General features: G+C 64.0%; 23 protein-coding genes and 1 tRNA gene. 13 read left to right on the top strand and 11 right to left on the bottom strand.

Annotation, left to right across the window (positions count from 1 at the left end; all coding sequences use genetic code 11):
• The first annotated feature begins 32 nt into the window (after positions 1 to 32).
• Entirely contained in the window at positions 33 to 1253 is a 1221-nt protein-coding gene (locus tag P9272_RS20025; protein WP_278161880.1) for a nickel/cobalt transporter, read from the top strand.
• Positions 1254 to 1321: 68 nt separating this feature from the next.
• Here the strand turns inward: P9272_RS20025 and denD are convergent, their stop codons facing one another.
• From denD to P9272_RS20005, 4 genes are read right to left on the bottom strand one after another with little or no spacing between them, the layout of a single operon-like run.
• On the bottom strand, positions 1322 to 2296 hold the full coding sequence (gene denD / locus P9272_RS20020) for a D-erythronate dehydrogenase (protein ID WP_278161879.1): 975 nt from the start codon (positions 2294 to 2296) through the stop codon (positions 1322 to 1324).
• Positions 2297 to 2298: 2 nt separating this feature from the next.
• Positions 2299 to 2505 (bottom strand): hypothetical protein, encoded by a 207-nt coding sequence (locus tag P9272_RS20015; RefSeq protein WP_126059583.1) that lies wholly within the window; start codon positions 2503 to 2505, stop codon positions 2299 to 2301.
• Between the two features lie 43 nt (positions 2506 to 2548).
• Positions 2549 to 3538: a cation diffusion facilitator family transporter gene (locus P9272_RS20010; protein ID WP_278161878.1), complete on the bottom strand. Its 990-nt coding sequence runs from the start codon at positions 3536 to 3538 to the stop codon at positions 2549 to 2551.
• Between the two features lie 13 nt (positions 3539 to 3551).
• Positions 3552 to 4238: a GNAT family protein gene (locus tag P9272_RS20005; protein ID WP_278161877.1), complete on the bottom strand. Its 687-nt coding sequence runs from the start codon at positions 4236 to 4238 to the stop codon at positions 3552 to 3554.
• An 82-nt stretch (positions 4239 to 4320) separates the two neighbouring features.
• Between P9272_RS20005 and P9272_RS20000 the strand changes: the two genes are divergently transcribed.
• Both P9272_RS20000 and P9272_RS19995 read left to right on the top strand, forming a co-directional pair.
• Positions 4321 to 5505: a pyridoxal phosphate-dependent aminotransferase gene (locus P9272_RS20000; RefSeq protein ID WP_278161876.1), complete on the top strand. Its 1185-nt coding sequence runs from the start codon at positions 4321 to 4323 to the stop codon at positions 5503 to 5505.
• Between the two features lie 223 nt (positions 5506 to 5728).
• A complete protein-coding gene (locus tag P9272_RS19995) occupies positions 5729 to 6076 on the top strand; it encodes an SHOCT domain-containing protein (protein WP_278161875.1) in 348 nt (115 codons plus the stop codon).
• A gap of 40 nt (positions 6077 to 6116) precedes the next feature.
• Here P9272_RS19995 and P9272_RS19990 read toward each other — a convergent pair whose 3' ends face one another.
• The 3 genes from P9272_RS19990 to P9272_RS19980 form a co-directional block, all read right to left on the bottom strand.
• Complete coding sequence (locus P9272_RS19990) at positions 6117 to 6878, bottom strand: SDR family oxidoreductase (protein ID WP_278161874.1); 762 nt, start codon at positions 6876 to 6878, stop codon at positions 6117 to 6119.
• A gap of 238 nt (positions 6879 to 7116) precedes the next feature.
• Positions 7117 to 7848 (bottom strand): tellurite resistance TerB family protein, encoded by a 732-nt coding sequence (locus P9272_RS19985; protein ID WP_278161873.1) that lies wholly within the window; start codon positions 7846 to 7848, stop codon positions 7117 to 7119.
• 116 nt (positions 7849 to 7964) lie between these two features.
• On the bottom strand, positions 7965 to 8894 hold the full coding sequence (locus P9272_RS19980; protein WP_278161872.1) for a rhodanese-related sulfurtransferase: 930 nt from the start codon (positions 8892 to 8894) through the stop codon (positions 7965 to 7967).
• Between the two features lie 145 nt (positions 8895 to 9039).
• On the opposite strand from P9272_RS19980, the gene P9272_RS19975 reads away from it, so the two are divergent.
• Complete coding sequence (locus P9272_RS19975) at positions 9040 to 9678, top strand: 2-dehydro-3-deoxy-phosphogluconate aldolase (RefSeq protein WP_278161871.1); 639 nt, start codon at positions 9040 to 9042, stop codon at positions 9676 to 9678.
• A 9-nt stretch (positions 9679 to 9687) separates the two neighbouring features.
• On the opposite strand, the gene P9272_RS19970 is transcribed toward P9272_RS19975, so the two are convergent.
• Positions 9688 to 10437, bottom strand: a complete 750-nt coding sequence (locus P9272_RS19970; protein WP_278161870.1) for an SDR family NAD(P)-dependent oxidoreductase — start codon at positions 10435 to 10437, stop codon at positions 9688 to 9690.
• A 217-nt stretch (positions 10438 to 10654) separates the two neighbouring features.
• Here P9272_RS19970 and P9272_RS19965 point away from each other — a divergent pair, with 217 nt between their 5' ends.
• Entirely contained in the window at positions 10655 to 11548 is an 894-nt protein-coding gene (locus tag P9272_RS19965; RefSeq protein WP_278161869.1) for an AraC family transcriptional regulator, read from the top strand.
• A gap of 181 nt (positions 11549 to 11729) precedes the next feature.
• On the opposite strand, the gene P9272_RS19960 is transcribed toward P9272_RS19965, so the two are convergent.
• From P9272_RS19960 to P9272_RS19950, 3 genes are all read right to left on the bottom strand, one after another.
• Positions 11730 to 11803 (bottom strand) — tRNA-Gln (locus P9272_RS19960).
• An 85-nt stretch (positions 11804 to 11888) separates the two neighbouring features.
• Positions 11889 to 13748 (bottom strand): DUF882 domain-containing protein, encoded by a 1860-nt coding sequence (locus P9272_RS19955; RefSeq protein WP_278161868.1) that lies wholly within the window; start codon positions 13746 to 13748, stop codon positions 11889 to 11891.
• A gap of 377 nt (positions 13749 to 14125) precedes the next feature.
• Complete coding sequence (locus P9272_RS19950; protein ID WP_278161867.1) at positions 14126 to 15673, bottom strand: sigma-54 dependent transcriptional regulator; 1548 nt, start codon at positions 15671 to 15673, stop codon at positions 14126 to 14128.
• A 159-nt stretch (positions 15674 to 15832) separates the two neighbouring features.
• On the opposite strand from P9272_RS19950, the gene P9272_RS19945 reads away from it, so the two are divergent.
• The 8 genes from P9272_RS19945 (at position 15833) to P9272_RS19910 (ending at position 25784) form a co-directional block, all read left to right on the top strand.
• Positions 15833 to 17671: a M3 family oligoendopeptidase gene (locus tag P9272_RS19945; protein WP_278161866.1), complete on the top strand. Its 1839-nt coding sequence runs from the start codon at positions 15833 to 15835 to the stop codon at positions 17669 to 17671.
• 350 nt (positions 17672 to 18021) lie between these two features.
• On the top strand, positions 18022 to 18729 hold the full coding sequence (locus P9272_RS19940) for a proton-conducting membrane transporter (RefSeq protein ID WP_128256064.1): 708 nt from the start codon (positions 18022 to 18024) through the stop codon (positions 18727 to 18729).
• A 150-nt stretch (positions 18730 to 18879) separates the two neighbouring features.
• Positions 18880 to 20025, top strand: coding sequence for an aminodeoxychorismate synthase component I (locus P9272_RS19935; RefSeq protein ID WP_278161865.1), 1146 nt, complete (start codon positions 18880 to 18882; stop codon positions 20023 to 20025).
• Positions 19974 to 20636 carry an aminotransferase class IV family protein gene (locus P9272_RS19930; protein WP_278161864.1) on the top strand — a complete coding sequence of 221 codons (663 nt, stop codon included), beginning with the start codon at positions 19974 to 19976 and terminating at the stop codon, positions 20634 to 20636. The genes P9272_RS19935 and P9272_RS19930 overlap by 52 nt, the downstream gene beginning before the upstream one ends.
• 38 nt (positions 20637 to 20674) lie before the next feature.
• Positions 20675 to 21610: a DUF3445 domain-containing protein gene (locus P9272_RS19925; RefSeq protein ID WP_278161863.1), complete on the top strand. Its 936-nt coding sequence runs from the start codon at positions 20675 to 20677 to the stop codon at positions 21608 to 21610.
• Positions 21611 to 21742: 132 nt separating this feature from the next.
• Positions 21743 to 23188, top strand: a complete 1446-nt coding sequence (locus P9272_RS19920) for a homospermidine synthase (RefSeq protein WP_128256068.1) — start codon at positions 21743 to 21745, stop codon at positions 23186 to 23188.
• Between the two features lie 85 nt (positions 23189 to 23273).
• The gene (locus P9272_RS19915) at positions 23274 to 23648 is read left to right on the top strand and encodes a hypothetical protein (protein WP_278161862.1); all 375 of its coding nucleotides are present in this window, start codon (positions 23274 to 23276) and stop codon (positions 23646 to 23648) included.
• Between the two features lie 189 nt (positions 23649 to 23837).
• Positions 23838 to 25784 carry a 5'-nucleotidase C-terminal domain-containing protein gene (locus tag P9272_RS19910; RefSeq protein ID WP_278161861.1) on the top strand — a complete coding sequence of 649 codons (1947 nt, stop codon included), beginning with the start codon at positions 23838 to 23840 and terminating at the stop codon, positions 25782 to 25784.
• The last annotated feature ends 124 nt before the right edge of the window (positions 25785 to 25908 follow it).

The following is a 25908-nucleotide window of genomic DNA, read 5'->3' as shown; positions in this document are numbered from 1 at the left end:
TGCGACAGACAAGGGAATCCAGGCGGATATTCGTGGGGCATCCCGCGAATATCCGCCTGGCGCTTGGCTTGCTGGTCGCCACTCTGGTGATCACCCATTTGCCCGGTGCCGCGCATGCGCAAAGCTCGCTCGGGATCGGCACCAATGACGGCATGGCGCCGACCACCACGGGTCCGTTCGCCCATATCCTGATGTGGATCAATCTCAGGCAGCAGGAATTCTACCATTCGCTGGCGGCCGCCATGAAGGCGATGCGCCAGGACGGCAGCAAGCTCTGGCTGCTGATCGGCCTGTCCTTCGCCTATGGCATCTTCCATGCCGCCGGCCCCGGCCACGGCAAGGCGGTGATCTCATCCTACATGGTCGCCAATGAAGTCGCGCTGAGGCGCGGCATCATGCTCTCCTTCGTCTCGGCGCTGCTGCAGGGCCTGACGGCGGTGGTCGTCATGATGCTTGCCTATTTCGTGCTGCGCGGCACTACCGTTTCGATGACCGACGCCGCCTGGTTCCTCGAAATCTCCAGCTTTGTGCTGGTCACCTTGTTCGGCGCCTGGCTGCTTTGGCGCAAGCTCGGCCCCTCGGTGCTGCGCCTGTTCGGAAGAGCCCCTGCCTACAGCCTCTCGGCCGCGCATGCCGGCCATTCGCATAGCGGCCATTCCCACTCGCACGCCCACGCGCATTCCAATGCCGGCCATTCTCACGGGCTTGCGCATCCAACGCATGCCCATGCCGCTCATTCGCATGCCCTGCACGCGCACCACGACCATACACATAGCCATGATCACGGCGCGCACGATCTCCATCATCACGACCATGCCGCGCACAGCCACAGTCATGAACATCAGCATCACGACCACGGCCCGGGCGAAGTATGCGAAACCTGCGGCCATTCGCATGCGCCGGATCCGGCAATGCTGTCGGGCGACCGCTTCGACTGGCGCACGGCCTGGTCGGCGGTGGCCGCCGTCGGCATCCGCCCCTGCTCCGGCGCGCTGATCGTGCTGAGCTTCGCGCTTCTCAATGGATTGTGGATGGGCGGGCTGCTGTCGGTGCTGGCGATGTCGATCGGCACAGCGATCACCGTCTCGGCGCTGGCGACGATCGCCGTGCTGGCCAAGAACTGGGCGGTCTATTTCGCCGGCGAAGGACGCATCGGCAAACGCATCCATTCCATCGTCGAGATCGGCGGCGCCGGCTTCATCTTCCTGGTCGGACTGCTGCTGCTGTCGGCCAGCCTGTCGGGCGGCGCCTGATTGTGAGCAGTGCCCCCAAGCGATATTGAGCTTCGGGTTAGGCCAGCATCACCCAGTATCGACGGACGTCAGGCGATCTTGCCGCCGAGCTCGTCCTCAATATGCGCACGGATGATCTCGTCGAAATTCTTTTCAGCCGCAAAGCCGAGTTCCCGCGCCCGCCTTGCCTCGAACCGCGTCGGCCACCCTTTGACGATCGCCCAGATGGTCTCGTCGGGCTGCTCGCGGATTCGCTTCGCGACCTCGGTGCCGGCAATGCGCTCCAGCGCCTCGATCTGCTCGCCGACGGTGACGGCGACGCCGGGCATGGTGAGGTTGCGGCGCGGTCCGACCTTGTCGCCATCGATTTCGGCCGCATGGATGAGGAAATTCACAGCCGAACGCGGGCTGGCATGGGTGTGCAGCACCGAGCGCGGCACAGGCAGGATCGCCTCCTGCCCGGCGAGCGGCTCGCGGATGATGCCGGAGAAGAAGCTGGAGGCCGCCTTGTTCGGCTTGCCGGGGCGCACGCAGATCGTCGGCAACCGGATACCGATGCCGTCGAAGAAACCGCGCCGCGTGTAATCGGCGAGCAGCGCTTCGCTCATCTGCTTCTGCGTGCCGTATGAGGTGAGCGGCGTCGGATGGAATTCGTCCGGAATGACATCCGGAAACGGCGCGCCGAACACGGCGATCGACGAGGTGAACACGAGGCGCGGCGCGAACGCCGCCAGCCGCACCGCGTCGAACAAAGCGCGCGTGCCGTCGAGATTGACCCGGTAGCCGAGATCGAAATTGGCTTCCGCCTCGCCCGAGACAATGCCCGCCAGGTGGAAGATCACTTCCGGACGCGCAGCCACGAGGGTCGCCATGGCGCCTGGCGCGGATAGATCGCCGGTGTGGATCGAGACATCTACGCCCGCGAGCGCCGGCGCCTGCGGCGGCACGATGTCATGCAGGTCGAGCGCCGTTATCTTGCGCCCGCGCAAGGCGCCGTCCCTCGCCAGCCGCGCTGTAAGTTTGCGGCCCACCATGCCGGCCGCACCCGTGACCAGAATTCTCATCTTCAGAGACCTTTCTTGCGTTGGCTGCGTCCGCGCAGCCATAGGACGACGAACAGCCCCACCATGAAGACCACCGCGATGACGGCCGCCAGCACCGTCGACACCTTGCCTGCGGCCAGCATGATGGCCGGTAGGAAATAGGCGGCGAGACCGAACACGAGCAGTATCACAGCCGCGGCGATCGCCGCGTTGCGTGTGTCACGATCCATCAGCAGGCTTTCCTGGCTTCGAGGCTGTTAGGCATAATCGCGATCAGTGATAGTGCCGGCGATCGGCGGGCGCGCCATGCGCGTGATCATGATCGTGGTGGTGGTCGTGCATGTCATGGCTATCGGCGCATTGCCCGAATTCCGGTTCGACCGTGGCATGATCGATCCCGTGCTTGGCGGCAAGCCGCTTCTTGATGGCGCTGACCGCCGCATGCGCATCGACGCCGTCGTTCAGGCAGGCATGCAGCGTCGCCATGTTGGAGGTCCCGTCGAGCGACCAGACATGCATATGATGCACCTCGCGCACGCCCTTGACTGCACCTTCGATGTCCTTGGCGATCACATCGCGGTCGAGGCTTGACGGCACGCCTTCGAGCAGGACGTGCGCCGCCTCGCGCATCAGCGACCATGCCGTCGACAGGATCAGCAGCGACACCAAGACGGAGAGGATAGGATCGATCGGCGTCCAACTGGTTGCCAGGATGATGAGGGCTGCCGCGATTGCCGCGGCGGAGCCAAGCAGGTCGCCCAGCACATGCAGGATGGCGCCCCACATGTTGAGGCTCCCGCGGTCCCCGCCATGCAGCACGAAGAAGGAGGCGATGTTGACCAGCAGACCTGCCACCGCAACCGCCAGCATCGGCCCGCCGAGCACGGGCGCCGGGTTCATCAGCCGCCCCCAGGCTTCGTAGACGATCCAGAGCGCGATGGCGAAGATGGCGATGCCGTTGGTGTAGGCGACCAGCGTCTTCACCCGGGCGAAGCCATAGGTGAGACGGCCGGTGGCGGGCCGCCCGGCGAGATGGAAGGCGTACCAGGCGAGGCCGAGCGCAATCGAGTCGGCAAGCATATGGCCGGAATCCGCGAGCAACGCCAGCGATCCGGTGAGCAGACCGCCGAGCGCCTCGACGACCATGAAGCCGCCAGTCAGACAGGCCGCGATCAGCACCCGCCTCTTGTCGGCCGAGCCGTGCACATGCCCGGCGCCGTGGCTATGACCGGCGGAACCGTGATCATGCGAAGCGTGCGCCATCGTCAAACTCCTGTCACGCTCCGAATTCGGCGCGGAAATCCTCAAGGCGCCGCTTCTGGCCGCCTTCGTCATCGAAATTCGCCGGATCGAGCCAGGCTTCGTAGGCCTTGCGCAAGGCCGGCCATTCCTTGTCGATGATCGAATACCACGCCGTATCGCGGTTTTCACCCTTGACCACAAGATGCTGGCGGAAGATGCCTTCGAACTTGAAACCGAAGCGCTCGGCGGCGCGTTTCGAGGGTTCGTTGCGGTTGTTGCATTTCCACTCGTAGCGCCGGTAGCCGAGGTCGTCGAAAAGATATCTCGCAAACAGGAACTGCGCCTCGGTCGCCGCCGGCTTGCGTGAGATCAGCGGCCCCCAATAGATGTTGCCGATTTCACCGACGCCGTTGCTTGCGTCGATGCGCATCAGCGTCTGGCGCCCGGCGATCTTGCCGCTCGCCTTGTCGATGACGGTGAAGAACAGCGGATCCTCGCTGGCTTCCGCCTTGTCGAGCCAGGGCTGGAAGGCGGCGCGGGTTTCCGGCGGGTAATCAGGCAGCCAGGCGAAACGCCCGCCGGCATCGGAAACCGAGGAGGCCTCGTAAAGGCCGTCGCCATGCTTTGCCGCGCTCAGCGGCTCGAGCCTGACTGTGCGACCCTCGACCGCCTTGCGTTCCGGCCGTGGGCGCGGCTGCCAATTCTTCAGATCTTCCGACACCGAGCACTCCAATCCGTTGACTTTTCCCAGCGGACGGTCACAAAAACGCTCGCTCACAGAAAGAACCACAGGGACGGGAAAAATGCTCCACACGGTCGCCGCCTTCGATCGTCTCGGCGAGGAAAATGCCTTCGCGGTGCTGGCGAGGGCCACCGCGCTTGCCCATCAGGGCCGCGACATCATCAATCTCGGCATCGGCCAGCCGGACTTCAAGACACCGCAGCACATCGTCGAGGCGGCGATTAAGGCGCTGCGCGACGGCCACCACGGCTACACGCCGGCCAACGGCCTCTTGGCCACTCGCGAGGCGGTCGTGCGCCGCACGCTGACCACCACCGGCGTCGAGGTCTCGCCCGAGAACGTGATGGTCCTGCCCGGCGGCAAGCCGACGATGTTCGCCGCAATCCTGATGTTCGGCGAACCGGGCGCCGAGATCCTCTACCCCGACCCCGGCTTTCCGATCTACCGCTCGATGATCGAGTTCACCGGCGCGGCGCCGGTGCCCGTGCCGATCCGCGAGGAGAACGGCTTTGCCTTCTCGGCGGATGAGACGCTGGCGCTGATCACGCCGAAGACCAGGCTGCTCATCCTCAACTCGCCCGCCAATCCAACCGGCGGTGTCACACCCCGCGCCGAGATCGAGAAGCTGGTCAAGGGCCTGGAGAAGCATCCTGAGGTCGCGATCATGTCGGACGAGATCTACGACGTCATGACCTATGACGGCGAGAAGCACTGCTCCCTGCTCAACTTTCCGGAGATCCGCGACCGGCTGATCGTGCTCAACGGCTGGTCGAAGACCTGGGCGATGACCGGCTGGCGCATGGGCTGGTCGATCTGGCCGAACGGCGACAAGGGCGCTCATCTCTACGACAAGGTGCGCAAGCTGGCTGTGAACTGCTGGTCCTGCGTCAATGCGCCGAGCCAGTTTGCCGGGATCGCCGCGATCGACGGCCCGCAGGACGATGTCGAGAAGATGATGCGTGCCTTCGACAACCGCCGCAAGATTGTGGTCGAGGGGTTGAACGCGCTTCCCGGCATTTCCTGCATCACCCCAAAAGGCGCCTTCTATGCCTTCCCCAACGTGTCGAAGACCGGCTGGAAAGCCAAAAAGCTCGCCTCGGCATTGTTGGAGGATGCCGGCGTGGCGCTGATCGGCGGCCCCGATTTCGGCGTGCTTGGCGAAGGCTATATCCGGCTTTCATACGCCAATTCCGAGCAGAATATCCTGCGCGCGCTGGAGCGGATCGAGGCGTTTCTGAAGAAGTGAACTCCACTCCCCGCGGCAAGGTCGGCGAAACCTCAGTTCCGCTCTGGTGAGTTGCCCCGCCCCGAGCCACAATCATTGCATCCTTGCGGCCGGCTGGAATCCGCCGACATGGTCTTCGCAAACATTGTCACCGCGCTGAGCGAAAGCAGATGTTTGATCCAGCGCAAGGTGCCGGGCTGCCCAGAGTCGTAGGATTATCCATGGAAACGTCAGGACAGCTCCCATGCGTAAAGGCTTGATTGAATCGGCGGCCGTCGCAATCAGCGTGGTCTTAGCCCTTGTCCCCAGGGCCGCGTGGGCACAGGCATCGGATGCCGACAGATATGCCTATGGTCCCGGGATGATGTGGTGGGGCGGAGGTTGGGCGATGATTTTCGGTCCCTTGTTCATGATCCTCTTTTTCGTCGTCCTTGTGGGTTTCGTCACTCGCTGGCAATGGGGACTGGGTCCGGTATCGCCCCATCAGACGCCGCCGGGCCGGACGCCTCTCGACATTCTCAAGGAGCGCTTCGCGCGCGGCGAGATCGACAAGAACGAGTTCGAGGAACGCCGCCGGGTGCTCGGCGACTAATTCCAGGAAAAGTGTGAGCGGTTAGGCTCGGCGCGCTGGCTCATCCGCGCCCAACAAAAGGCATTTTCGTCGCCATCACCGTCATGAACAGCACGTTGGCGTCGAGCGGCAGGCTCGCCATATGCAGCACTGCGTCGGCGACGCGCTGCACATCCATCACCGCCTCGGCGGCGATCGAGCCATTGGCCTGCGGCACGCCCACCGTCATCGGCTGCGCCATCTCCGTCAGCGCGTTGCCGATGTCGATCTGGCCGCAGGCGATGTCGAAGGGCCGACCGTCGAGCGCCAGCGTCTTGGTGAGCCCGGTGATTGCGTGCTTGGTCGCCGTATAGGGCACGGAACCCGGACGCGGCGCATAGGCCGACACCGAGCCGTTGTTGATGATGCGGCCACCCATCGGCTTCTGTCTTCGCATCGCGCCGAAGGCCGCGCGGGCGCACAGGAACGATCCAGTGAGATTGACGCCAACGAGATCGTTCCAGACCTCGACCGGGATCTCGTCGATCAGCGTCGACTTGTAGCCCATGCCGGCATTGTTGAAGAGCAGGTCGACGCGGCCGAAGGCTTCGAGCACGGTCTCGAACATATCGTCGACCTGGTCGGCCTTGCTGATGTCGCAGGCGACGGCCAATGCCTTGGCGTGCGTCTTCCCCGCCTCGGCGATCGCCTCTTCCAGCACCGCCTTGCGGCGCCCGCAGAACACTGTGTTCCAGCCTGCCTGGAGCAATGCCGTGGCGACGCTCCTGCCGATGCCGGTGCCGGCGCCGGTCACGATGGCGGTCTTCTCTGCTATGGCTGTCATCGCCGTCCTCCCGGTCATCGACGGAAAGACGTGGCATCGCAAATGCCGGGGATCATGGCAAGCCGCTGTTGGCGATAAAAGGACCAACAAAAAGGGCGGCCATTGGCGACCGCCCCGATCTGAACCGCGCTTGGGAGGAGGAAAAGCCGGTCCGACTGATTAGAATAATGCGCTTGCTGAGTTAACGAGGCATTAACGACCGGCAAGGCGGTGCGCAGCGGCGTTTACCAACACTGGTTCACCACGGCGAATTGGGCGCGTCGCCTGCCGGCACCTTGGCCGCCGAAACGGTCGCCTCGACATGATCGACCAGAGCATCCGGCAGGCCGAGCCGGCCGGCAAGCAGGTCGAGATAGCCGCGCTCGGCGCGCGTGTCGGGATCGATTGTAAGTCGCGAGGCGGTATAGAGCTCGAGCTTCTGGGCATCGGTCTTGGCGCCGGCGACCAGCTTGTCGACATCAAGCGGGCTATCAAGCTCGGCGAGCAGGAATTCTTCCGCTTCCGCGCCGATACCGGCGAGCTTAAGCTTGTCGGCGATCTTCTTGCGCTCTTCCTCGTCGATATGGCCGTCGGCCTTCGCCGCAGAGATCATCGCCCTGACCAGCGTCAGCGTGAACTCGGCCTCGCCCTGCGGCGCCTGCGCTGGATCGAAAGCGGTATCGGCCGGCGGCGGGAGCAGCTCCGGCTCACCGGATGCGGGAGCCTGCGCCGGCTCGTTGCCGGCCTTGTAATTCTGGTAGGCCTTGTAGGCGAGGCCGCCGATCGCCGCCAGGCCGCCGAGCCTGATGGCCGTGCCCGTCACCTGCCGGCCAGCGCCTGTGCCGAGCAGCACGGCGGCCAGCGCGCCCGCAGCCAGCGGATTGTCCTTCGCCATCTGCACCGCCTGCCCCGCCTTATCGCGCAGGGTCGAGCCCGTGCCGGGAATTTGCGATCCGAGAAGGTCGTCGAGCAGCTTCTTGGGGTCGAGCATCAAATGCCTCCAGGATTGGCCCGGCCGAATGCGCGCGGGCAAAGTTTCGGACCGGCAAGAGGTAGGCCCCGCGTCTTGACATTACAATGACGGCGGCTTTTCGGACGCAGGGCGCCCTAATTGCCGATATGGCGCTTGCCGCCGCGCGCTTGCGCCAGTTCCACCTGCCGATGGCGTTCGGCGTAGCGCTCGCGATCCGCATCGGAGCGCGTTTCAAAGCAATGCGGGCATGAAACGCCGATCGCATATTTCGGCGACAGCCGGTCCTCGACCGTCAGCGGATGCCGACAGGCGCGGCAAAGCTCCGCCTCGCCCTCGCTCAGTCCATGCGAGACGGACACCCGCTCGTCGAAGACGAAACATTCGCCCTGCCAGAGGCTCTCTTCGGCCGGCACCTCTTCGAGATATTTCAGGATGCCGCCCTTGAGATGGAAGACATTCTTGAGGCCGAGGGACTTCACATAGGCCGTCGCCTTCTCGCAGCGAATGCCGCCGGTGCAGAACATCGCCACCTTGCGGCCTTCAAGATCCTCACGATGTTGCTCGACCCAAGCCGGAAACTCGCGGAAGCTGGAGGTCTTCGGATCGACCGCTCCCTTGAAGGTGCCGAGCGAGACTTCATAGGCGTTGCGCGTGTCGATGACGACGGTGTCGGCATCTAAGATCAGCGCGTTCCAGTCGGCCGGCGCGACATAGGTCCCGGCGCTGGTTGCCGGATCGATATCCTCCACTCCCATGGTGACGATCTCGCGCTTCAGCCGAACCTTCATGCGGTGGAACGGCATCTCGCCGGCGCTGCTGTATTTGACTTCCAGCCCGGTCAGGCCTTCGATGGCCTCGAGATGATCCATCAGCGCGGCGATCGCTTCCCCGCTGCCGGCGACGGTCCCGTTGATGCCTTCATGCGCCAGAAGGAGCGTGCCCTTGATGCCCCGCCCGCAACAGAAGGCGGCGAGTTCCGCGCGCAGAGCTTCGTATCCGTCGAGCCGCGCGAATTTGTAGAGTGCGGCGACGCGGATTGGCTGGATTTCCGAAGCTATTGTCATGGCTATGCCACTAGACCGTGCTGAAAGCGCTTTCAAGGCAACCAACATGCAACTGGCCACGCGGCATCACGACACGCCACCCTTCGTGGACTTGGCATATTCCTTCTGCTAATCGGTTTAAAACGATCGAAATGGAGACCAGCACGTGACCAGCAAGACCGAAAAGCTCCTGTCGCTCCTCAATGGTCAGCCCGTCATCCCGGTGCTCAAGATCGCCAGTGTCGCCGATGCCGTACCGCTCGCCCGCGCTTTGTCGCGCGGCGGTTTGCGGGCGATCGAGATTACCTTGCGCACCGCCGATGCGCTGGAAGCGATCCGGCGCGTCGCGGCCGAGCTCGAGGACGCGGTCGTCGGGGCGGGCACCATCCTCGACGCAAAGCAGTTCGATGAAGCGGCCGCCGCCGGCTCGAAATTCATCGTTAGCCCGGGCATCACCAGCCAGCTCCTCGAAGCGGCCAAGGAGAGCCCCGTGCCGCTGCTGCCCGGCGCCATCACGCCCGGCGAGATCATGGCCGCGCGCGAGGCCGGCCTGCGCTTCCTGAAATTCTTCCCGGCCGAGCAGTCCGGCGGCATCGCTTCGCTGAAGGCTTTCGCATCGCCGCTCGCCGACGTGATATTCTGCCCGACCGGCGGCATAACGGCCAAGAACGCTGCGGACTATCTGAGCCTGCCCAACGTCACCTGCGTCGGCGGCTCCTGGGTGGCGCCCGACGATCTCATCAAAGCCGGCAAGTGGGACGAGATCGAAGCGCTGGCGCGCGAGGCGAGCAAGCTCAAGAAGTAGTCGGCGCTTTCACCAGGGCAGCGCGCCGTTCTCATCGAAATAGCCTCCAGTCGGTCCGCCTGGTTCCAACGTCGCCAGCCGCACGATGATCTCGGCCGCCTGCTGCACCGTGCGGCCACCTCTGTGGGCGTTGAGGTCCGTCGCGGTGTAGCCGGGAGCGGCGGCATTGACCATGATGCCGTGCGGCGCGAGTTCCCTGGCGAAGGCAAGCGTGACGGCGTTGAGCGCGGTCTTCGAGCTGCCATAGCCCATGACGTTGGGCGACTGGCTGTTGCCGGACGCGCGCGCCAGCGATCCGAGATAGCTGCTCACCATGACGATACGTGAAGGGAGCGATGCCAGGAGCAGCGGCAGGAACGCCTGGGTGACCCGCACCGGACCGAAGACGTTGACGTCGTAAATGGCTTTCACATCCGCGATATTCTCGCGGCTCGGCGGCCGTTCATAGCGGCCGTCCGCGTCGAGCGCGTCGACATATCCAAGGGCCACGCCGGCATTGTTGACCAGCGCATCGAGAGCGGACACGCGCGCCGTCAGGTCCCTGGTCGCGACCGCCACGCTGTCGTCGCTCGCGACGTCGAGCTCGAGCCACTCGACATCAAGCCCCTCATCACGCAATGCCTGCGCCGCGGCCTCGCCCCGCCCGGCGTCGCGTGCGCCGAGCCAGACCTTGAATCCTATTGCAGCAAGCCGCCGGGCGGTCTCAAGGCCGATACCCTTGTTGGCGCCGGTCACCAATGCAGTCTTTCGCGTCGTCATATCGATGTCTCCTTTTGGAGACCTAGACATGACGTGAGCCGGTCCGCTTCGCACGCCCGATACTCGCGTCCTCTTGCCTAATCCTCTCAGGGGCGCGTCTTCGCGTCCCCCAGGTGCGCGCTTGCGCGTCACCCAGGTGCGCGCTAGCGCGTCATCCGGGTGCGCGTCTTCGCGCCGCTTGGTTGCGAGACCCTCTCCGATCGGCGATGCTTGAAAGATGAGTGACATACTGCAGGAATTGATCGCCATGGCCGGGCGTCATGCGCGGGGGCGTCGGACGAAAACAGTGATCCCGCGCGTCACCATCGGTCGCAGCGAGGTTCCAACGCCGCCGCTGCCAGAGCTCTGCCAGCCGACCGCGCTTCTGGTCCTGCAGGGAACTAAAACGGTGCTGATCGGCAACCGCACCCTTGCCTACAGCGCCGGCAGCTATTTCGTCTATGCGGTGGAGGCGCCCGCCACCAGCCAGTTGATCGAGGCCAGCAGATCCTGTCCCTACATGGCTCTAGCCTTCGCCATCGATATCGAGCTGATCGCCGGCCTGCTTATCGACCATCGGCCGGCGATCGACGGCGACAACTTCGTCACCAACACGGCCGATGATGACCTGCTCGACGCCTGGCGACGGATGCTGCGGCTGCTCGACCGGCCGGAAGAGATTCCGGTGCTGGCGCCCATGCTCGAACGCGAGATCGCCTTCAGGCTCTTGCAGGGCCCGCAAGGCGGAAAACTGCGGCACCTTGCAAGCTCCGACGGCCGCCTGTCGCAGATCCGCCGCGCCACCGCGTGGATACGCGGGCATTACAATGAGCCCATCGATGTGACGGAACTGGCTGCACTCGCCAATATGAGTAATGCTTCGTTTCATCGCCACTTCAAGGCGGCGACGGCGATGAGCCCGATCCAGTATCAGAAGCAGCTTCGCCTGCTGGAAGCCCGTCATCTGCTGATTGCCCAACCGGGCGGCGCGGCGCAGGTTGCTTTCACCGTCGGCTACGAAAGCGCCTCCCAGTTCAGCCGCGAATATGCGCGCCAGTTCGGATTGCCTCCGGGGCGCGACGCCGCCCGGCTTCTGGCCATGGGCGAAGCGGTTGCGCTGCAAGTCGACTGAACATTAAAGCAAGTCTCCCGAAAGTGGGAACCGGTTTCGTGATAAAGACATGCGTAAAATCGAAAACCTAAAGCGCATGGAGCGAATCCGAAGGATCGCGACGCGCTTTAGGACGGGCCTGCTGGCGCCGACCTCTAAGCCGATGCAGCCACCGCAACGCCAAACAACGCCGACCGAGGACTGGTTCCCGCTCATGGATTCGAACCACGATTCACGCCTTCAAAGGGCGCTGTCCTACCATTAGACGAAGCGGGAAGACCGGGCGATCAAACATCTTTCTGGGACGAAAACAAAAGCCGCGCTGTCCCCAACGCGGCTTGTCCGGTGTCTGGCGGGATCGCTATTTCGTCTGGAAACGGGCGACCGACAGGAACTTGACCGCGTTGCCGCTGAAACGGCTGGCATCTTGCATCTCGCCATTCGTTTGGAAGCCGGCGGTGTACACTTCGCTCGGCGGCGTATGCACGATGTTATAGGCATAACGCGGAGCCGTCGTCGGGTCGGAAACCGAAGCAATGTTCACGCCGCTGCCCAGCGCCCAGCGCGCGGCCTGCGGCGGTGCCGCCACCACCATGGCCTTCGGTCCGGGCTTGAGGTCGCGGGACGAGGCTCTGCCTTCCTTGGCCGTCGTCTTCACGCCGGCGCCGATCGCCTTCGCGGGATCGCTGCCGGCCGGAAGGGCGGCGATGGCTTGGCGTGGCGAGGCCGCATCGGCCCCTGACGGGTCGTTGAACGCCGAGCGCGGCTCGGGTTCGGTCAGCGACGCAAGCTGGTATTCGGCGCCCGCGCCGCCGGCCTCGACGGTCGCGTTGGCCTGTTCGAGAACGGCCTTGACCTCATCCTGCTTGCCGGGCTGCGGCCGCGCGGTCGGCAGCACGGAAAACGCGTCGGTGGCGCTCTTGTCCTGCGAAGCCGTTTCGGCCAGCGCCAGAAGCATGTTCTTGTCCTTCGACTCCAATTCGGCCGGCATCGAGCGGTCGGGGCGCCAGGTCGGAAGCGGGATGTTGTTGACCGCCACCTGCGCTGGATCGGTGCTCGCCGCCTCGGCGGCGCTGGCTGCGCCGAACGGAACCTTATCCGGCAAGGGCGCCTTCGCCGTCGAAACCGCCTGCTCGGTCGTCGTCGAGGCATCCGCCATGGCGAACGGCACGTTCTGCGGCGTCTGCTGGCCGACATCAACCTTCGGGCGCGGCGCGAAGTCGGGCAGCGGAACTTCCTTGGGCGGCAACGCGGCGATGATCGTCTCCGGCGTATCTTGCTCCGGTTGCTGCTGATCGTCGGCGCTCTCATCCGCGACCTGCGGGAGGTTGGCGCGCTTGGCATCCTTCGGCGCAACGATCGCGATACCCGGAAGATTACTGTTGCGGGCCGGCGCGGCGCTCGCGACCTGAACCTGCTTCACAGCTTTCTGCTGAGGCGCCGGAGCGCTTTCATCGGCCGCGTCATCCGCCTCGTCGGCGCCACCGCCGAACAAGGCGGCAAGCAATCCGCCGGACCGCTTGGTCGAGCCGCCTGCGCTGGCCAGCTCGATATTGGGCGTGCCGGCGCCCTTGCGCGCCTGATAGGCGGCCAGCGCCTGCTCATAGCCGGGCAGCGGACGCCCGTCGCTCGGCACATGCAGCGTCTTGCCATTCGGGAACAGGCTGACCAGCTCCTGGCGGCTGATGCCCGGCCAGTGGCGGACATTGCCGACATCCATATGGACGAAAGGCGAGCCGGAGGTCGGGTAGTAGCCGACGCCGCCTCCCTGCATCTTGAGGCCGATGTTGCGCAGCTTCTTCAGCGGCACGCCGGGGATGTAGAAGTCCATCGCCTTGCCCAGCATGTGCTGGCTCTTCTCGGCGACGCCGCGGCTGCGCGAGCGCAGCATCGCGTTGGTCGACGGCGAGCGATAGCCGCAGACGACCTGGATGTAGTCGGTCGCGCCGGCTTCGCGATAAGCTTCCCAGACGAGGTCGAGCAGCCGCGGATCCATCTTGGTCGGCTCGTTGCGGCGCCAGTCGCGCAGGATGATGTTGATCTTGCGCAAGCCTTCCGGATCGTAGCGGCCATTGCGCTTGTAGACGATCTCGGCCTTCTCGTGCGTGTGCAGGTGATAGAGCTTGAGCGTACGAACCTCAGCCCTCGCGCCCGACATTGCTGCGGACAGGAACCCGACAGCCAAAATCACAAACGTCAGCCACCTCGGCCAGACGCTCATGTGAAAATGCCGCCCGTTTGTGTGTCGTTCGATTTTGTTCAAATCAAATGGCTTTCAGGCTGCCGTTTGTCCCCGGATTTGACCAAACGGATGCATGGTTTTCACATCCGAATATCGATCCTAATGGTTAATCATCGTTTATTGAAGCCGAAATGCGGTAACACCGTGGCGATATCCCGTCAAAAATGATGCAAGCATTTCGTGGTAAACCGCTGGTTTAGATCAAGAATCCGGCCCCGGTCAGAACACGATCTGTTACCGTTAGCGTTAATGCGTGATCCTCAGCAACCTTAGCCGCTGAAAACCCTGCGTTTTCACGTCAAAAGCGACAATTTGACTCGGTTTTTAGGCGGGCGAGCTGGTTCGAGGCTTGCCTGTCAGGAGGCAAGCCGGTCGACTCGACCAGCTTCGGGATCAATGCCATATTCTTTCAACTTGCGGTAGAGAGTCGATCGGCCGATGCCCAACCGGCGCGCGACTTCGCTCATCTGGCCATTGTAGTGGTCGATCGCGAGCTTGATCATCTCGAGTTCGACGTCGGCCAGCGCCCGCACATTGCCCCGCTCGTCCAGCGCCCGCAGCGTTCCGAACCGGGGCTGCGGCCTGGACGGGATTTCGCCGTCCGACAAGGCAGATCCTGTTGTCTGGCCAACCGTCTCATCCGCTCGCACAGCCCCTTCCGCAACCGTTTCGGTTGTGGCGGACGCCGGTTCCGCTCCGAGATTGACCGTGCCTTCCACCTGCGCCCGGATCTGCGGGAACTCCTCCTCGGTCAGCACGTCCCCCTCGGCAAGCACCGACGCGCGGAAGACCGCATTTTCCAGTTGGCGAATGTTGCCCGGCCAGTCGTAGGCCTGCAGCATCGCAAGCGCTGGCGCCGATATGCCGGCAAGGCGGCGACGCGGATCGGCCGGAGCGACCTTTTCCATGAAATGCCGGACGAGATAGGGGATGTCGTCGCGGCGGTCGCGCAGCGGCGGCACGAAGATCGGATAGACGTTCAGTCGATAGAACAGGTCTTCGCGGAACTTGCCGTCCTTGACCTGCTGCAGAAGGTTGCGGTGCGTAGCCGAGATCAGGCGGATATCGACCTTGACGGTCGAACGGCCGCCGACAGGATCGACCTCGCCCTCCTGCACGGCACGCAGCAGCTTGACCTGAACGTCGAGCGGCAGATCGCCGATTTCGTCGAGGAACAGCGTGCCGGAATTCGCCTCGACGAATTTGCCCGTATGCTTCTCGGTGGCGCCCGTGAAGGACCCCTTCTCGTGGCCGAACAGGATCGATTCGACGAGATTATCCGGGATTGCGCCGCAATTGACGGTGACAAAGGGCTTCGAACGGCGATCGCCGCTGCCCTGGATGGCGCGCGCCACCAGTTCCTTGCCGACGCCAGACTCGCCCTCGATCAGGATCGGGATGTTGGAGGCCGCCGCCTTCTGTCCAAGGCGGATCACCCGGTCCATTGCCGGGCTGCGCGTGATCATGTCCTTGAAGGTGAGATGGCCGCCGCCGCGCCGCCGCGACGCGCGCTTCATCTCATCCTCGACGGCCTCGACCTTGAGCGCGTTGGAGATGGCGGTCTGCAGCCTGTCGGGCGACGCCGGCTTGACGACGAAGTCGAAGGCGCCGTGCCGCATCGCCGAAACGACCGTCTCGATGCCGCCCTGGGCCGTCTGCACGATGACGGGAATGTTGATGCCGCGCTCGCGCATCGCCTTCAGCACACCGATGCCGCCGAGGCCAGGCATGACAAGGTCGAGAATGACGACCGAGACCTCGCGCGCGTTCGGCCCGTCGAGCACGTCGAGGCCGCCCTCGCCGCTATCGGTGACGATCGCGGTGTGCCCGAACTTGGTCAGCGCCGCCTCGACAAGCCTGCGCTGCACCGGATCGTCATCGACTATGAGTATGGAACCTGTCATGACTGTTTGAGTTTTCCGCCCGAGAAAATCCCCATGGATCATCTTGGCACAGGGTTCTAAATAAGGTTTCAAAAAACCCGGTGAACGAATTCCTTAGGATTTGACCGGCTTTGCTTTCCCCTTGATTCTGGCCCGTCTGATTCAAAGAAGGTGTTGTTGATGCGCATGATGTTTGGTCGGCGGCTTGCGGCGCCGGCATCTGGCCAGGGCGCGACGGAGCTTGGCGATCTGCCGGAGTGGAATCTCGCCGATCTCTATTCCGGCATGGAAGCGCCCGAGTTGAAGCGCGATATCGCCAAAGCGGCCAGCGACGCCATCGCGTTCGAAACTCGCTGGAAAGGCACGCTGGCTGCGGAAGCCGGGCGCGACGGCGCCGGCCGGCTGGGCGAGGCGCTGAAAGCCTATGAGGCGCTCGAGGAGCTGATCGGCCGCATCGTCTCCTATGCCGGCCTCGTCTATGCCGGCAACACAGCCGACCCGCAGCGCGCCAAGCTCTATGGCGACGTCCAGGAAAAGATGACGGACGCGAGCGCCCATCTTCTGTTCTTTGCGCTTGAGCTCAACCTGATCGATGATGCGGCGATCGAGAGCGCTTTGGCCGCCGACAAGGCCTTCGGCCACTACCGGCCCTGGGTGCTCGACCTCAGGAAGGACAAACCCTACCAGCTCGAGGATCGCGTCGAGCAATTGTTCCACGAAAAGTCGGTCACCGGGCGCGGCGCCTGGAACCGTCTGTTCGACGAGACGATGACCGACCTGCGCTTCGACGTCGACGGCGAGGAGCTGACGCTTGAGCCTGCGCTCAATCGGTTGCAGGATGCCAATGGCGAAGTTCGCCGCCGCGCCTCCGAGGCGCTCGCCACCACCTTCCGTAAGAACCTGCGCACCTTCACGCTCATCACCAACACCTTGGCCAAGGACAAGGAAATCTCCGACCGCTGGCGCGGCTTCCAGGATATCGCCGACTCGCGCCACCTCGCCAACCGGGTCGAGCGCGACGTCGTCGACGCGCTGGCCGCGGCCGTGCGCGAGGCGTATCCGCGGCTGTCGCACCGCTATTACGCGATGAAGGCGCGCTGGCTTGGCATGGAAGTGATGAACCACTGGGACCGCAACGCGCCGCTGCCGGAGACGCCGAAGGCGGTGATCCGTTGGGACGACGCCAGGGACACGGTGCTTTCCGCCTACCAGCGCTTCTCGCCCGACATGGCCGAAATCGCGCGCGGCTTTTTCGATCGCAGATGGATCGACGCGCCAGTGCGGCCGGGCAAGTCGCCCGGCGCCTTCGCCCACCCGACAGTGCCGTCGGCACATCCTTACGTGCTGCTCAACTACATGGGGAAGCCGCGCGACGTGATGACCCTGGCGCATGAGCTCGGTCATGGCGTGCATCAAGTGCTGGCCGCCGGCCAGGGCGCGCTGATGGCCTCGACGCCGCTGACGCTGGCCGAGACCGCCTCCGTCTTCGGCGAGATGCTGACCTTCCGCTCCCTGCTCGAGCAGACCAGCGACAGACGCGAGCGCAAGGCCATGCTCGCTCAGAAGGTCGAGGACATGATCAACACGGTCGTGCGCCAGATCGCCTTCTATGAGTTCGAACGCAAGGTGCATACCGAGCGCAAGAACGGCGAGCTGACGTCGGACAGGCTTGGCGAGTTCTGGCTCGAGGTGCAGGCCGAAAGCCTGGGACCGGCGATCAAGCTGCGCGACGGCTACGAGGTCTTCTGGACCTATATCCCGCACTTCATCCATTCGCCCTTCTATGTCTATGCCTATGCCTTCGGCGACTGTCTGGTGAACTCGCTTTACGCCGTCTACCAGAATGCCGAGCGTGGGTTTCAGGAGAAGTATTTCGAAATGCTGCGCGCCGGCGGCACCAAGCATCACTCCGAGCTACTGGCGCCCTTCGGCCTCGACGCCACCGATCCCGCTTTCTGGCAGATCGGCCTTGGCGTGATCGGTTCGCTGATCGACGAATTGGAAGCGCTGGACAAGTGATCAGCAACGAAGAGTGCATCCGCGGCTGTAGTTTAGCCAAGACGCATATTAGCCAGACTCTATTCTTGCCCTAAATAGCTGTTCTTCAATAACTCTCCGGCGCATTTTCAACTGGCTTTCGACAAGCCATATGATAGCGTCCGACCCCAAGCTCAGCCGGACGCATTGCGCAGGCCAGAGATGCCTGCCGCTCCGCTACGGCGAATGCGATGATGGCCGTCGGTCCGGACAAGACCGAACGCCGATGGCTCGATTGAAGCCGGCGGTTCCACCGAACACGGAACCTTTGACGATCCTTGGCGGAAGCGCGTCCTGCCAGCCGCTGCCGACGGATCGGACTGGAGAGGAAAATGAGCACTTTCTTCTACATGCTCCTGGCGTTCGTTGTGGGTATCCTGGTTGGCTGGTTCATCTGGGGCCGCCTGCGCGGCGAACTCGACAGTCTGCGTGGCGATCTCGACCGCACGCGAAGCGAGCGCGACACGCTGCGCGCCGACAGCGATCGGCTGAAGGGCGAGCTCGATGCCTGCGGCCGTGCCCGTGCCGATCTCGAAAGCCGGCTGCGTAACGCGCCTGCCGCCAAGGCCGGCGCCGACAAGGCCGCCACGCCGGCGCCAGCGGCGCTGATGTCGACCCCGGCGAGCGCGACATCAGCAGCGGCGAAGGTCGCTCCCGCGAAGCCCGCCGCAGCGAAGAAGCCGGCGGCCACGAAAACTGCGGCAGCGAAGCCCGCGGCGAAGCCAGCCGCGCCGAAGAAGGCGGCTCCCGCCAAGAAAGCTGCCGCGCCGAAAGCCGCGCGCGGCAAAGCCGACAGTCTGCGTCGCCTCATCGGCATCGGCCCGGTCAACGAAAAGCTGCTCAAGGGCCAGGGCGTCACCACCTACGCCCAGATCGCCGCCTGGACCGACGCTGACGTCAAACGCATCGAGGAGGTGCTCAATTTTGACGGCCGCATCGCGCGCGAGAAATGGATCGAGCAGGCGAAATTGCTGGCCGCCGGCGACGAGGCCGAGTTCGCCAGGCAGTTTCCGACGGCTGGAACCGCAAGCAACACCTGAATATCCGTCTGGTGGTACTAGGCGGCGCCCACACGGCGCCGTCTTTGTTTTGGGCCAGCCGCCTTTGCGCCGCCCGACGCCGCTCTCTCGATTGCGCCTCGCCGGCCCCCCATATAGAGCGATCGACTGAATTGTCCGCTTCCGAGGCTCATGCCCCTGCCCGCAGCCATATTCCGCAATGACGAGAGCGCGCGTCAGCTGGTGTTCGAGCGGCAGCACGAGATCATTCTCGCGCGCACTGCGGAGGAGTTCGTACCGGCGCTCGAGCGAGCCCAGGCTGCTTCCGACGCCGGCAAATGGCTGGCGGGCTATTTCTCCTACGAGGCCGGCTACCTGCTCGAGCCGAAACTGGTGCCGCTGCTGCCCGAAGGCCGGCGCGCGCCGCTGATCTGTCTCGGCGTCTTCGATGCGCCCGTCGAACAGGCCGTGCCGCAAAAGACCGGGTCCGCCAGCAACGGCCCGATCTTAAATGCCAGGGCAGCGTGGTCCGCGGAGGACTATGCCGGCCGCTTCGCGCGTCTGCACAACCATATCCGCAAGGGGGACTGCTACCAGGGCAACCTCACCTTCTCGGTCCGCGCGCAGTGGTCCGGCGATCCGCTCGCGGCCTTCGACGCGCTGACGGAACGCCAGCCAGTGAAATATGGCGCGCTGGTCTCGCTCGGCGATCCGATCGTCCTGTCGCGCTCGCCCGAACTGTTTTTCGAGATCGACGCCGACGGCATGATCGAGACGCATCCGATGAAGGGCACCGCGCCGCGCGGCGCGACCAAGTCCGAGGACGCGCGGCTGAAGGCCTTCCTGCGCAACGACGGGAAGAACCAGGCTGAGAACAGGATGATCGTCGATTTGCTGCGCAACGACATCTCACTGATCAGCGAGGTCGGCACGCTGGAGGTGCCGGAACTTTTCCGCATCGAGTCCTATCCGACCGTTCATCAGATGGTCAGTCGCGTGCGGGCAAGGCTGTTGCCCGGCATCGGCATCCGCCAGGTTTTCGCCGCGCTCTTCCCTTGCGGCTCGATCACCGGCGCGCCAAAAATCCGCGCCATGGAGATCCTGCACGAACTGGAGAGCGCGCCGCGCGACGTCTATTGCGGCGCCATCGGCTGGATCGCGCCTGGCGGCAGGATGCGTTTTTCGGTGGCGATCCGCACCATCTCGCTCTTTGCCGACGGCGAGGCCGTCTACAATGTCGGTGGCGGCGTCGTCTTCGATTCCACCGCCGAGGAGGAGTATCGGGAGTGTCTGTTGAAAGCGCGCTTCGCGACGGGAACGGTTCCGGCTTCGAGCTGATCGAGACCATGCGCTGGGAGCCGGGTTCCGGATTTCTGCGCTTCGAGCGCCACCTGGCGAGGCTTTATGCGTCCGCTGCCGAGCTCGGCTTCGCCTGCGATCCCGAACGGCTCGGCGAAGTGCTTTCGAACACCGTCAGCGGGCATGGAACCGCGTTGCGCGTGCGCCTTGCCTTGCAGCGCAACGGCGAGGCGACTGCCGCCGCTCAAGCCTATGAACCGCTGCCCGCCGACAAGGTCTGGCAGCTGGAGCTGGCGCGGATTCGTCTCGATTCAGCCAACACGCTGCTGCGTCACAAGACCAGCCTGCGTCAGGTCTACACGCATGCCCGCGCGGAATATCTCGCCACGCGCGCCGACGAAGTGCTTTTAGCCAACGAGCGCGGAGAGATCTGCGAGGGCACGATCACCAATCTCTTCGCCGATTTCGGCAACGGCCCGCTCGCCACGCCCCGCCTCGACTGCGGCCTTTTGCCTGGAATATTGCGCGGCGCGCTTCTGGACGAAGGCCACGCCGTGGAAGCGATCTACAGCTTCGACGATCTGAAGGCGGCGAAGGCGATCTTCGTCGGCAACTCGCTGCGCGGGCTGATCCCGGCGCGGCTTGGCTGACCGGGCTGGAGGCAAAACTGGATAACAACCCAACAGGCATGACTGTCCGCCAACCGACCCATACGCCCTATGACGGGTCCTCGAGGCTGTTCACCATTGGGTTGAAGCCGCTCGATTTCGACCGCTGGATCGAGGTCGACGAGTTCCTGCTGCCCCATCTGGTCGAAAAGCAGCGGCTCTACGCGGAAATCCCGGAAAAGGTCTTTGTCGAGGAAGCCGGCACCCGTGACGCTCAGCGCGAAGTGCTCGACCTGCTCGTTGCGCATCTCGAGGCTGCGCATCCCGCCACGCACCGCCGCAACGGAGCCGATGTCGAGCCGGTCGGGTTCGAGGGGACAGCCGACAGACTGCCTCCTGTCTTACGCGAGGCGCCGCTGGCAAAGGCCTCGCTGCTTGTTCAAGAGGACCTGATCCTGATGCGCCGCGACGAGCGCGGCTGGCGGCTCGCCGCCGGCTCGCTATGCTTTCCTTCATCCTGGTCGCTGCAGGAAAAATTCGGCAAGCCGCTGCAGGAGATCCACGAACCCGTGCCTGGATTCGGACCTGGCACGCGGCCGGCCGAGCTCATCAACCGCATGTTCGACGGGCTGCAAGGCCAGGCGGTCGAGCGCTTCAACTGGTCGATCCAGGCCAATGATGCGCTCTATCATCCGCTTTCCAATGTCGAGCGCATCGACCGCGCCACGAACCGCCCGAGCCGCTTTCCGGACGGCGACGTCAACGCCCATGCCTTTATCCGCGTCGAACGCCAGACGTTGCGCAAGCTCCCCGCCTCGCGCGACATCCTCTTCACCATCCGCATCCATCTCGACCCGCTTAAGGTGCTCGCCGGCCATCCGGACCGGGCAACACTGGCGGCCTCCTTCGCGGAGCAACTCCTGGCCCTCGACCAGCAACAGCTCGACTACAAGGGCCTGACCGCCGACCGCGACCGGCTGGTTGCATTCCTCGGCCGCATGGCCGGATCGGCTTAACCACACGCCCAGAACGGCTGGGCCGGCGGTTGGCGCTTTTCGCTGGTTTATGACAATGATCTGTGGTGTAGCGCTTGGCCGTCGGGCCAAAGGCGCCCGGTTTTGCGCGTGTTTGAAGGAGTGTGCGAAAAAATGGCGAATGAAAACTGGCCCGTTTACGGTGAAATCACCGGTCCCGTCGTGATGATCGGCTTCGGCTCGATCGGGCGGGGAACGCTGCCGCTGATCGAACGCCATTTCAAGTTCGACAAGTCGCGCATGACGGTCATCGACCCTCTCGACACCGACCGCAAGCTGCTCGACGAGCGCGGCATCACCTTCATGCAGGACGCTGTGACTGAGAAGAATTACAAGAAGCTGCTCACGCCGCTTCTGACTAATGGCGGCGGCCAGGGCTTTTGCGTCAACCTGTCGGTCGACACCGGCTCGGTGGACCTGATGAAATTGTGCCGCAAGCTTGGCGTGCTTTACATCGACACCGTCGTGGAGCCGTGGCTGGGCTTCTATTTCAACGCCGAGGCCGACAATGCCAGCCGCACCAACTACGCGCTGCGCGAGGCGATGATCAAGGAAAAGCAGGACAAGCCTGGCGGCCCGACTGCGGTCTCCACCTGCGGTGCCAATCCCGGCATGGTCTCGTGGTTCGTCAAGAAGGCGCTGGTCAACCTCGCCACCGACCTCGGGCTCGAGTTTTCCGAGCCCGCGCAGGAAGACCGCGAGGGTTGGGCCAGGCTGATGAAGAAGGCCGGCGTCAAGGGCATCCACATCGCCGAGCGCGACACCCAGCGCACCAAGAAGCCGAAGCCGATGAACGTGTTCTGGAACACCTGGTCGGTCGAAGGCTTCATCTCGGAAGGCCTGCAGCCGGCCGAGCTCGGCTGGGGCACGCATGAAACCTGGATGCCGAAGAACGGCAAGAGGCACAAGCACGGCTCCAAGGCGGCGATCTATCTGGAACAGCCCGGCGCCAACACGCGCGTGCGCAGTTGGTGCCCGACGCCGGGCGCGCAATACGGCCTCCTGGTGACGCATAACGAGTCGATCTCGATCGCCGACTTCTTCACCGTGCGCTCGAAGAAGGGCAAGGTCCAATACCGCCCCACCTGCCATTACGCCTACCATCCCTGCAACGACGCCATGCTGTCGCTCGACGAGATGTTCGGCGCCGCCGGCAAGCCGCAGCCGGTTCACCACGTGCTCGACGAGAACGAACTGGTCGACGGCATCGACGAGCTCGGCGTGCTGCTCTACGGCCACGACAAGAACGCCTACTGGTACGGCTCGCAGCTGTCGCTCGCCGAGGCGCGCAAGCTCGCCCCCTACCAGAACGCAACGGGCCTGCAGGTGACCTCGGCGGTGCTCGCCGGCATGGTCTGGGCCCTCGAGAATCCGGCCGCTGGCATCGTGGAAGCCGACGAGATGGATTACCGGCGCTGCCTCGAGGTGCAGTCGCCTTATCTCGGGCCAGTCAGGGGCTACTATACCGACTGGACTCCTCTGGACAATCGCCCGGGCCTCTTCCCCGAGGACCTGGACAAGGACGACCCGTGGCAGTTCCGCAACATCCTGGTCCGATAGCGGTCAGGCCTACCGCCGCCTCCACCTTGCAATCGCCCGGAAATCGGGCGATTGAGAAGATGCGGACCGAGGAGAGGACCTACATATGACTATTGCGCGCAAACTGCTTTCGGCGGGCGCCGCGGCAAGCCTTCTGGCGGCCGCCGCCTGCACCACCACCGGTCCGTCGGGACCACCGGCCGCGGCCGCACCGAAGGGCGTCGAAGGCAACTGGATCGACGCCAAGGGCACTGGCCTGTCGACCTTCGCGGCCGGCAACTTCACCACTGTTGCCACCGACACCGGCCAGAAGCTATCGGAAGGCAGCTACACCATGACTGGACCGACCTCGGTCGAGATCCACGGCACCTCGCTGATCCGCCAGACGCCAGTCAGCTTCAACTGCCTGATGGTCTCGATCAGCCAGCTCAACTGCACTAGCGCCAGCGGCCAGAATTTCGTGCTGACGCGTCGAGCCTGAGGCTCGCAGACATCCATCCAAAAGGACGGCGGCGCGAACCGCCGTCCTTTTTTGTGCCGGCAAATATCTCCCCCATTTGTGCTTGCATCGGTCAGGACCCGATGTGAACATGATCCGACGCTGACTGTTATTTTCCGGTCAAGCGAATGCGTTAAGCACCGTCGAAGTCAGCTTATCCGGGAGACGAAGATGAAGAAGATTGCCGCCATCCTAGCCCTGTCCGCTTCGACGCTTGGCCTGTCGGCCGGCGTGTCCTTTGCCGACTATACATTGAACATTCTGCATTTCAACGACTGGCACAGCCGTATCGAAGGCAACAACAAATACGAGTCGACCTGTTCCGCCGAAGAGGAGACCAAGGGCGAATGCATCGGCGGCGCCGGCCGGCTGATCACCGCGATCGCTGAGGAGCGCAAGAAGCTCGAAGGGCAGAACGTGCTCTTGCTCAATGCCGGCGACAGTTTCCAGGGCTCGCTGTTCTACACCACCTACAAGGGCGCAGTGGAAGAGGAGTTCCTCAACCAGATCAAGCCCGACGCGGTAACGCTCGGCAACCACGAATTCGACGATGGCGAGACAGCGCTTGTGCCTTTCCTCGACAAAGCTAAGTTCCCGGTCGTCAGCGCCAATGTCGTGCCCAACGACAAGTCCGGCGCCGCCGGCAAGTTCAAGCCTTCGATCATTGTCGAGGTCGGCGGCCAGAAGATCGGCATCATCGGCGCCGTCACCAACGACACGCCGGAACTCGCCTCGCCCGGTCCGAACATCGCCATTGCCGACGATGTCAAATCGATCACGGCCGAAGTCGAGAAGCTCAAGGCGCAAGGCATCAACAAGATTATCGCCGTCACCCACATCGGCTACAGGCGCGAACGCGACGTGATCGCCAAGATCCCGGGTATCGACGTGGTGGTCGGCGGCCACAGCCACACGCTTCTGTCCAACACCGACCCGAAGGCCGAAGGCCCCTACCCGACCATGGTCGATAATCCGGACGGCTCCAAGGTGCCGGTAGTGCAAGCGGCGTCCTATTCGAAATATCTCGGCGAGTTCAAGGTCGTTTTCGACGACAACGGCAACGTCAAGGAAGCCAGCGGCGCCCCGATCTTTCTCGACAAGTCGATCACGCCCGATCCCGCTGTTCTTGCCCGCATCAAGGAACTCGGCGCGCCAATCGAGGCGCTGAAGAACAAGGAAGTGGCCGAGACCACCAAGGCGATCGACGGCAGCCGCGAGAATTGCCGCGCGCGCGAATGCGAGATGGGCAATCTCGTCTCCGACGCCATCCTAGACCGCACCAAGGGCCAGGGCGTCGAAATCGTCATCTCCAATGGCGGCGGCCTGCGTGCGTCGATCGACCAGGGCACGGTGACCATGGGCGAGGTGCTGACCGTGCTGCCGTTCCAGAACACGCTGGCCACCTTCAAGATTTTGGGCAAGGACCTGGTCGCGGGCCTCGAAAGCGGCCTCAGCCAGGTCGAGGACGGTGCCGGCCGCTTCCCGCAGGTCGCCGGGCTGAAATATTCCTTCGACAAGTCGGTCGCGCCCAATGCCGGCCGCGTCAAATCGGTCGAAGTGATGGAGAACGGCGCCTGGACGCCGATCAATCCCGACAAGCAGTATCTGGTCGCCACCAACAACTATGTCCGCCAGGGCGGCGACGGGTACAAGGTCTTCGCCGAGAAGGCCACGGACGCCTATGATTATGGTCCCGGCCTGGAGCAGGTGGTGGCCGACTATCTCGGCGCTCATCGGCCCTACACGCCGAAGCTCGACGGCCGCATCACCGAGATTGCGGCAACGACGGCGGCGGCCGAGCCGGCCAAGCCCGCGGAACCGGCAAAGCCTGCCGAGACCGCTCCGGCCGCCACCCAGGCGCCTGCGGCCGAGGCAGCAAAGCCGGCCGAGACCGCACCGGCGACCCCTGCTCCCGCCGCCGAGCCGGCCAAACCTGCTGAAGTCAAGCCGGCAGAAACCAGCCACACCGTCGCTGCCGGCGATACTTATTGGGACCTGGCCAGGAAAGCCTATGGCGACGCTACCAAGTGGAAGCTCATCTCCGAGGCCAACAAGGATTACAAGCCCCGCCGCCTGCCGCTGGGCGCGACGCTGACCATTCCGCCGGCTGCGAAGTAAGCGGACACCCGGAATTCATGACATCGCCCGGAGACGGGCGGTGTTCCGTTTCCGGTGCCAAACACGATAAGGTGCGGCCAGACGCGGCATTGAAAACCGGCAGGGCATCGCTAGTTTCCGCGCC

It is taken from the genome of Mesorhizobium sp. WSM4976, from assembly GCF_029625685.1.
Lineage (GTDB): Bacteria > Pseudomonadota > Alphaproteobacteria > Rhizobiales > Rhizobiaceae > Mesorhizobium.
This window is presented reverse-complemented; position numbering and strand designations above follow the sequence as displayed.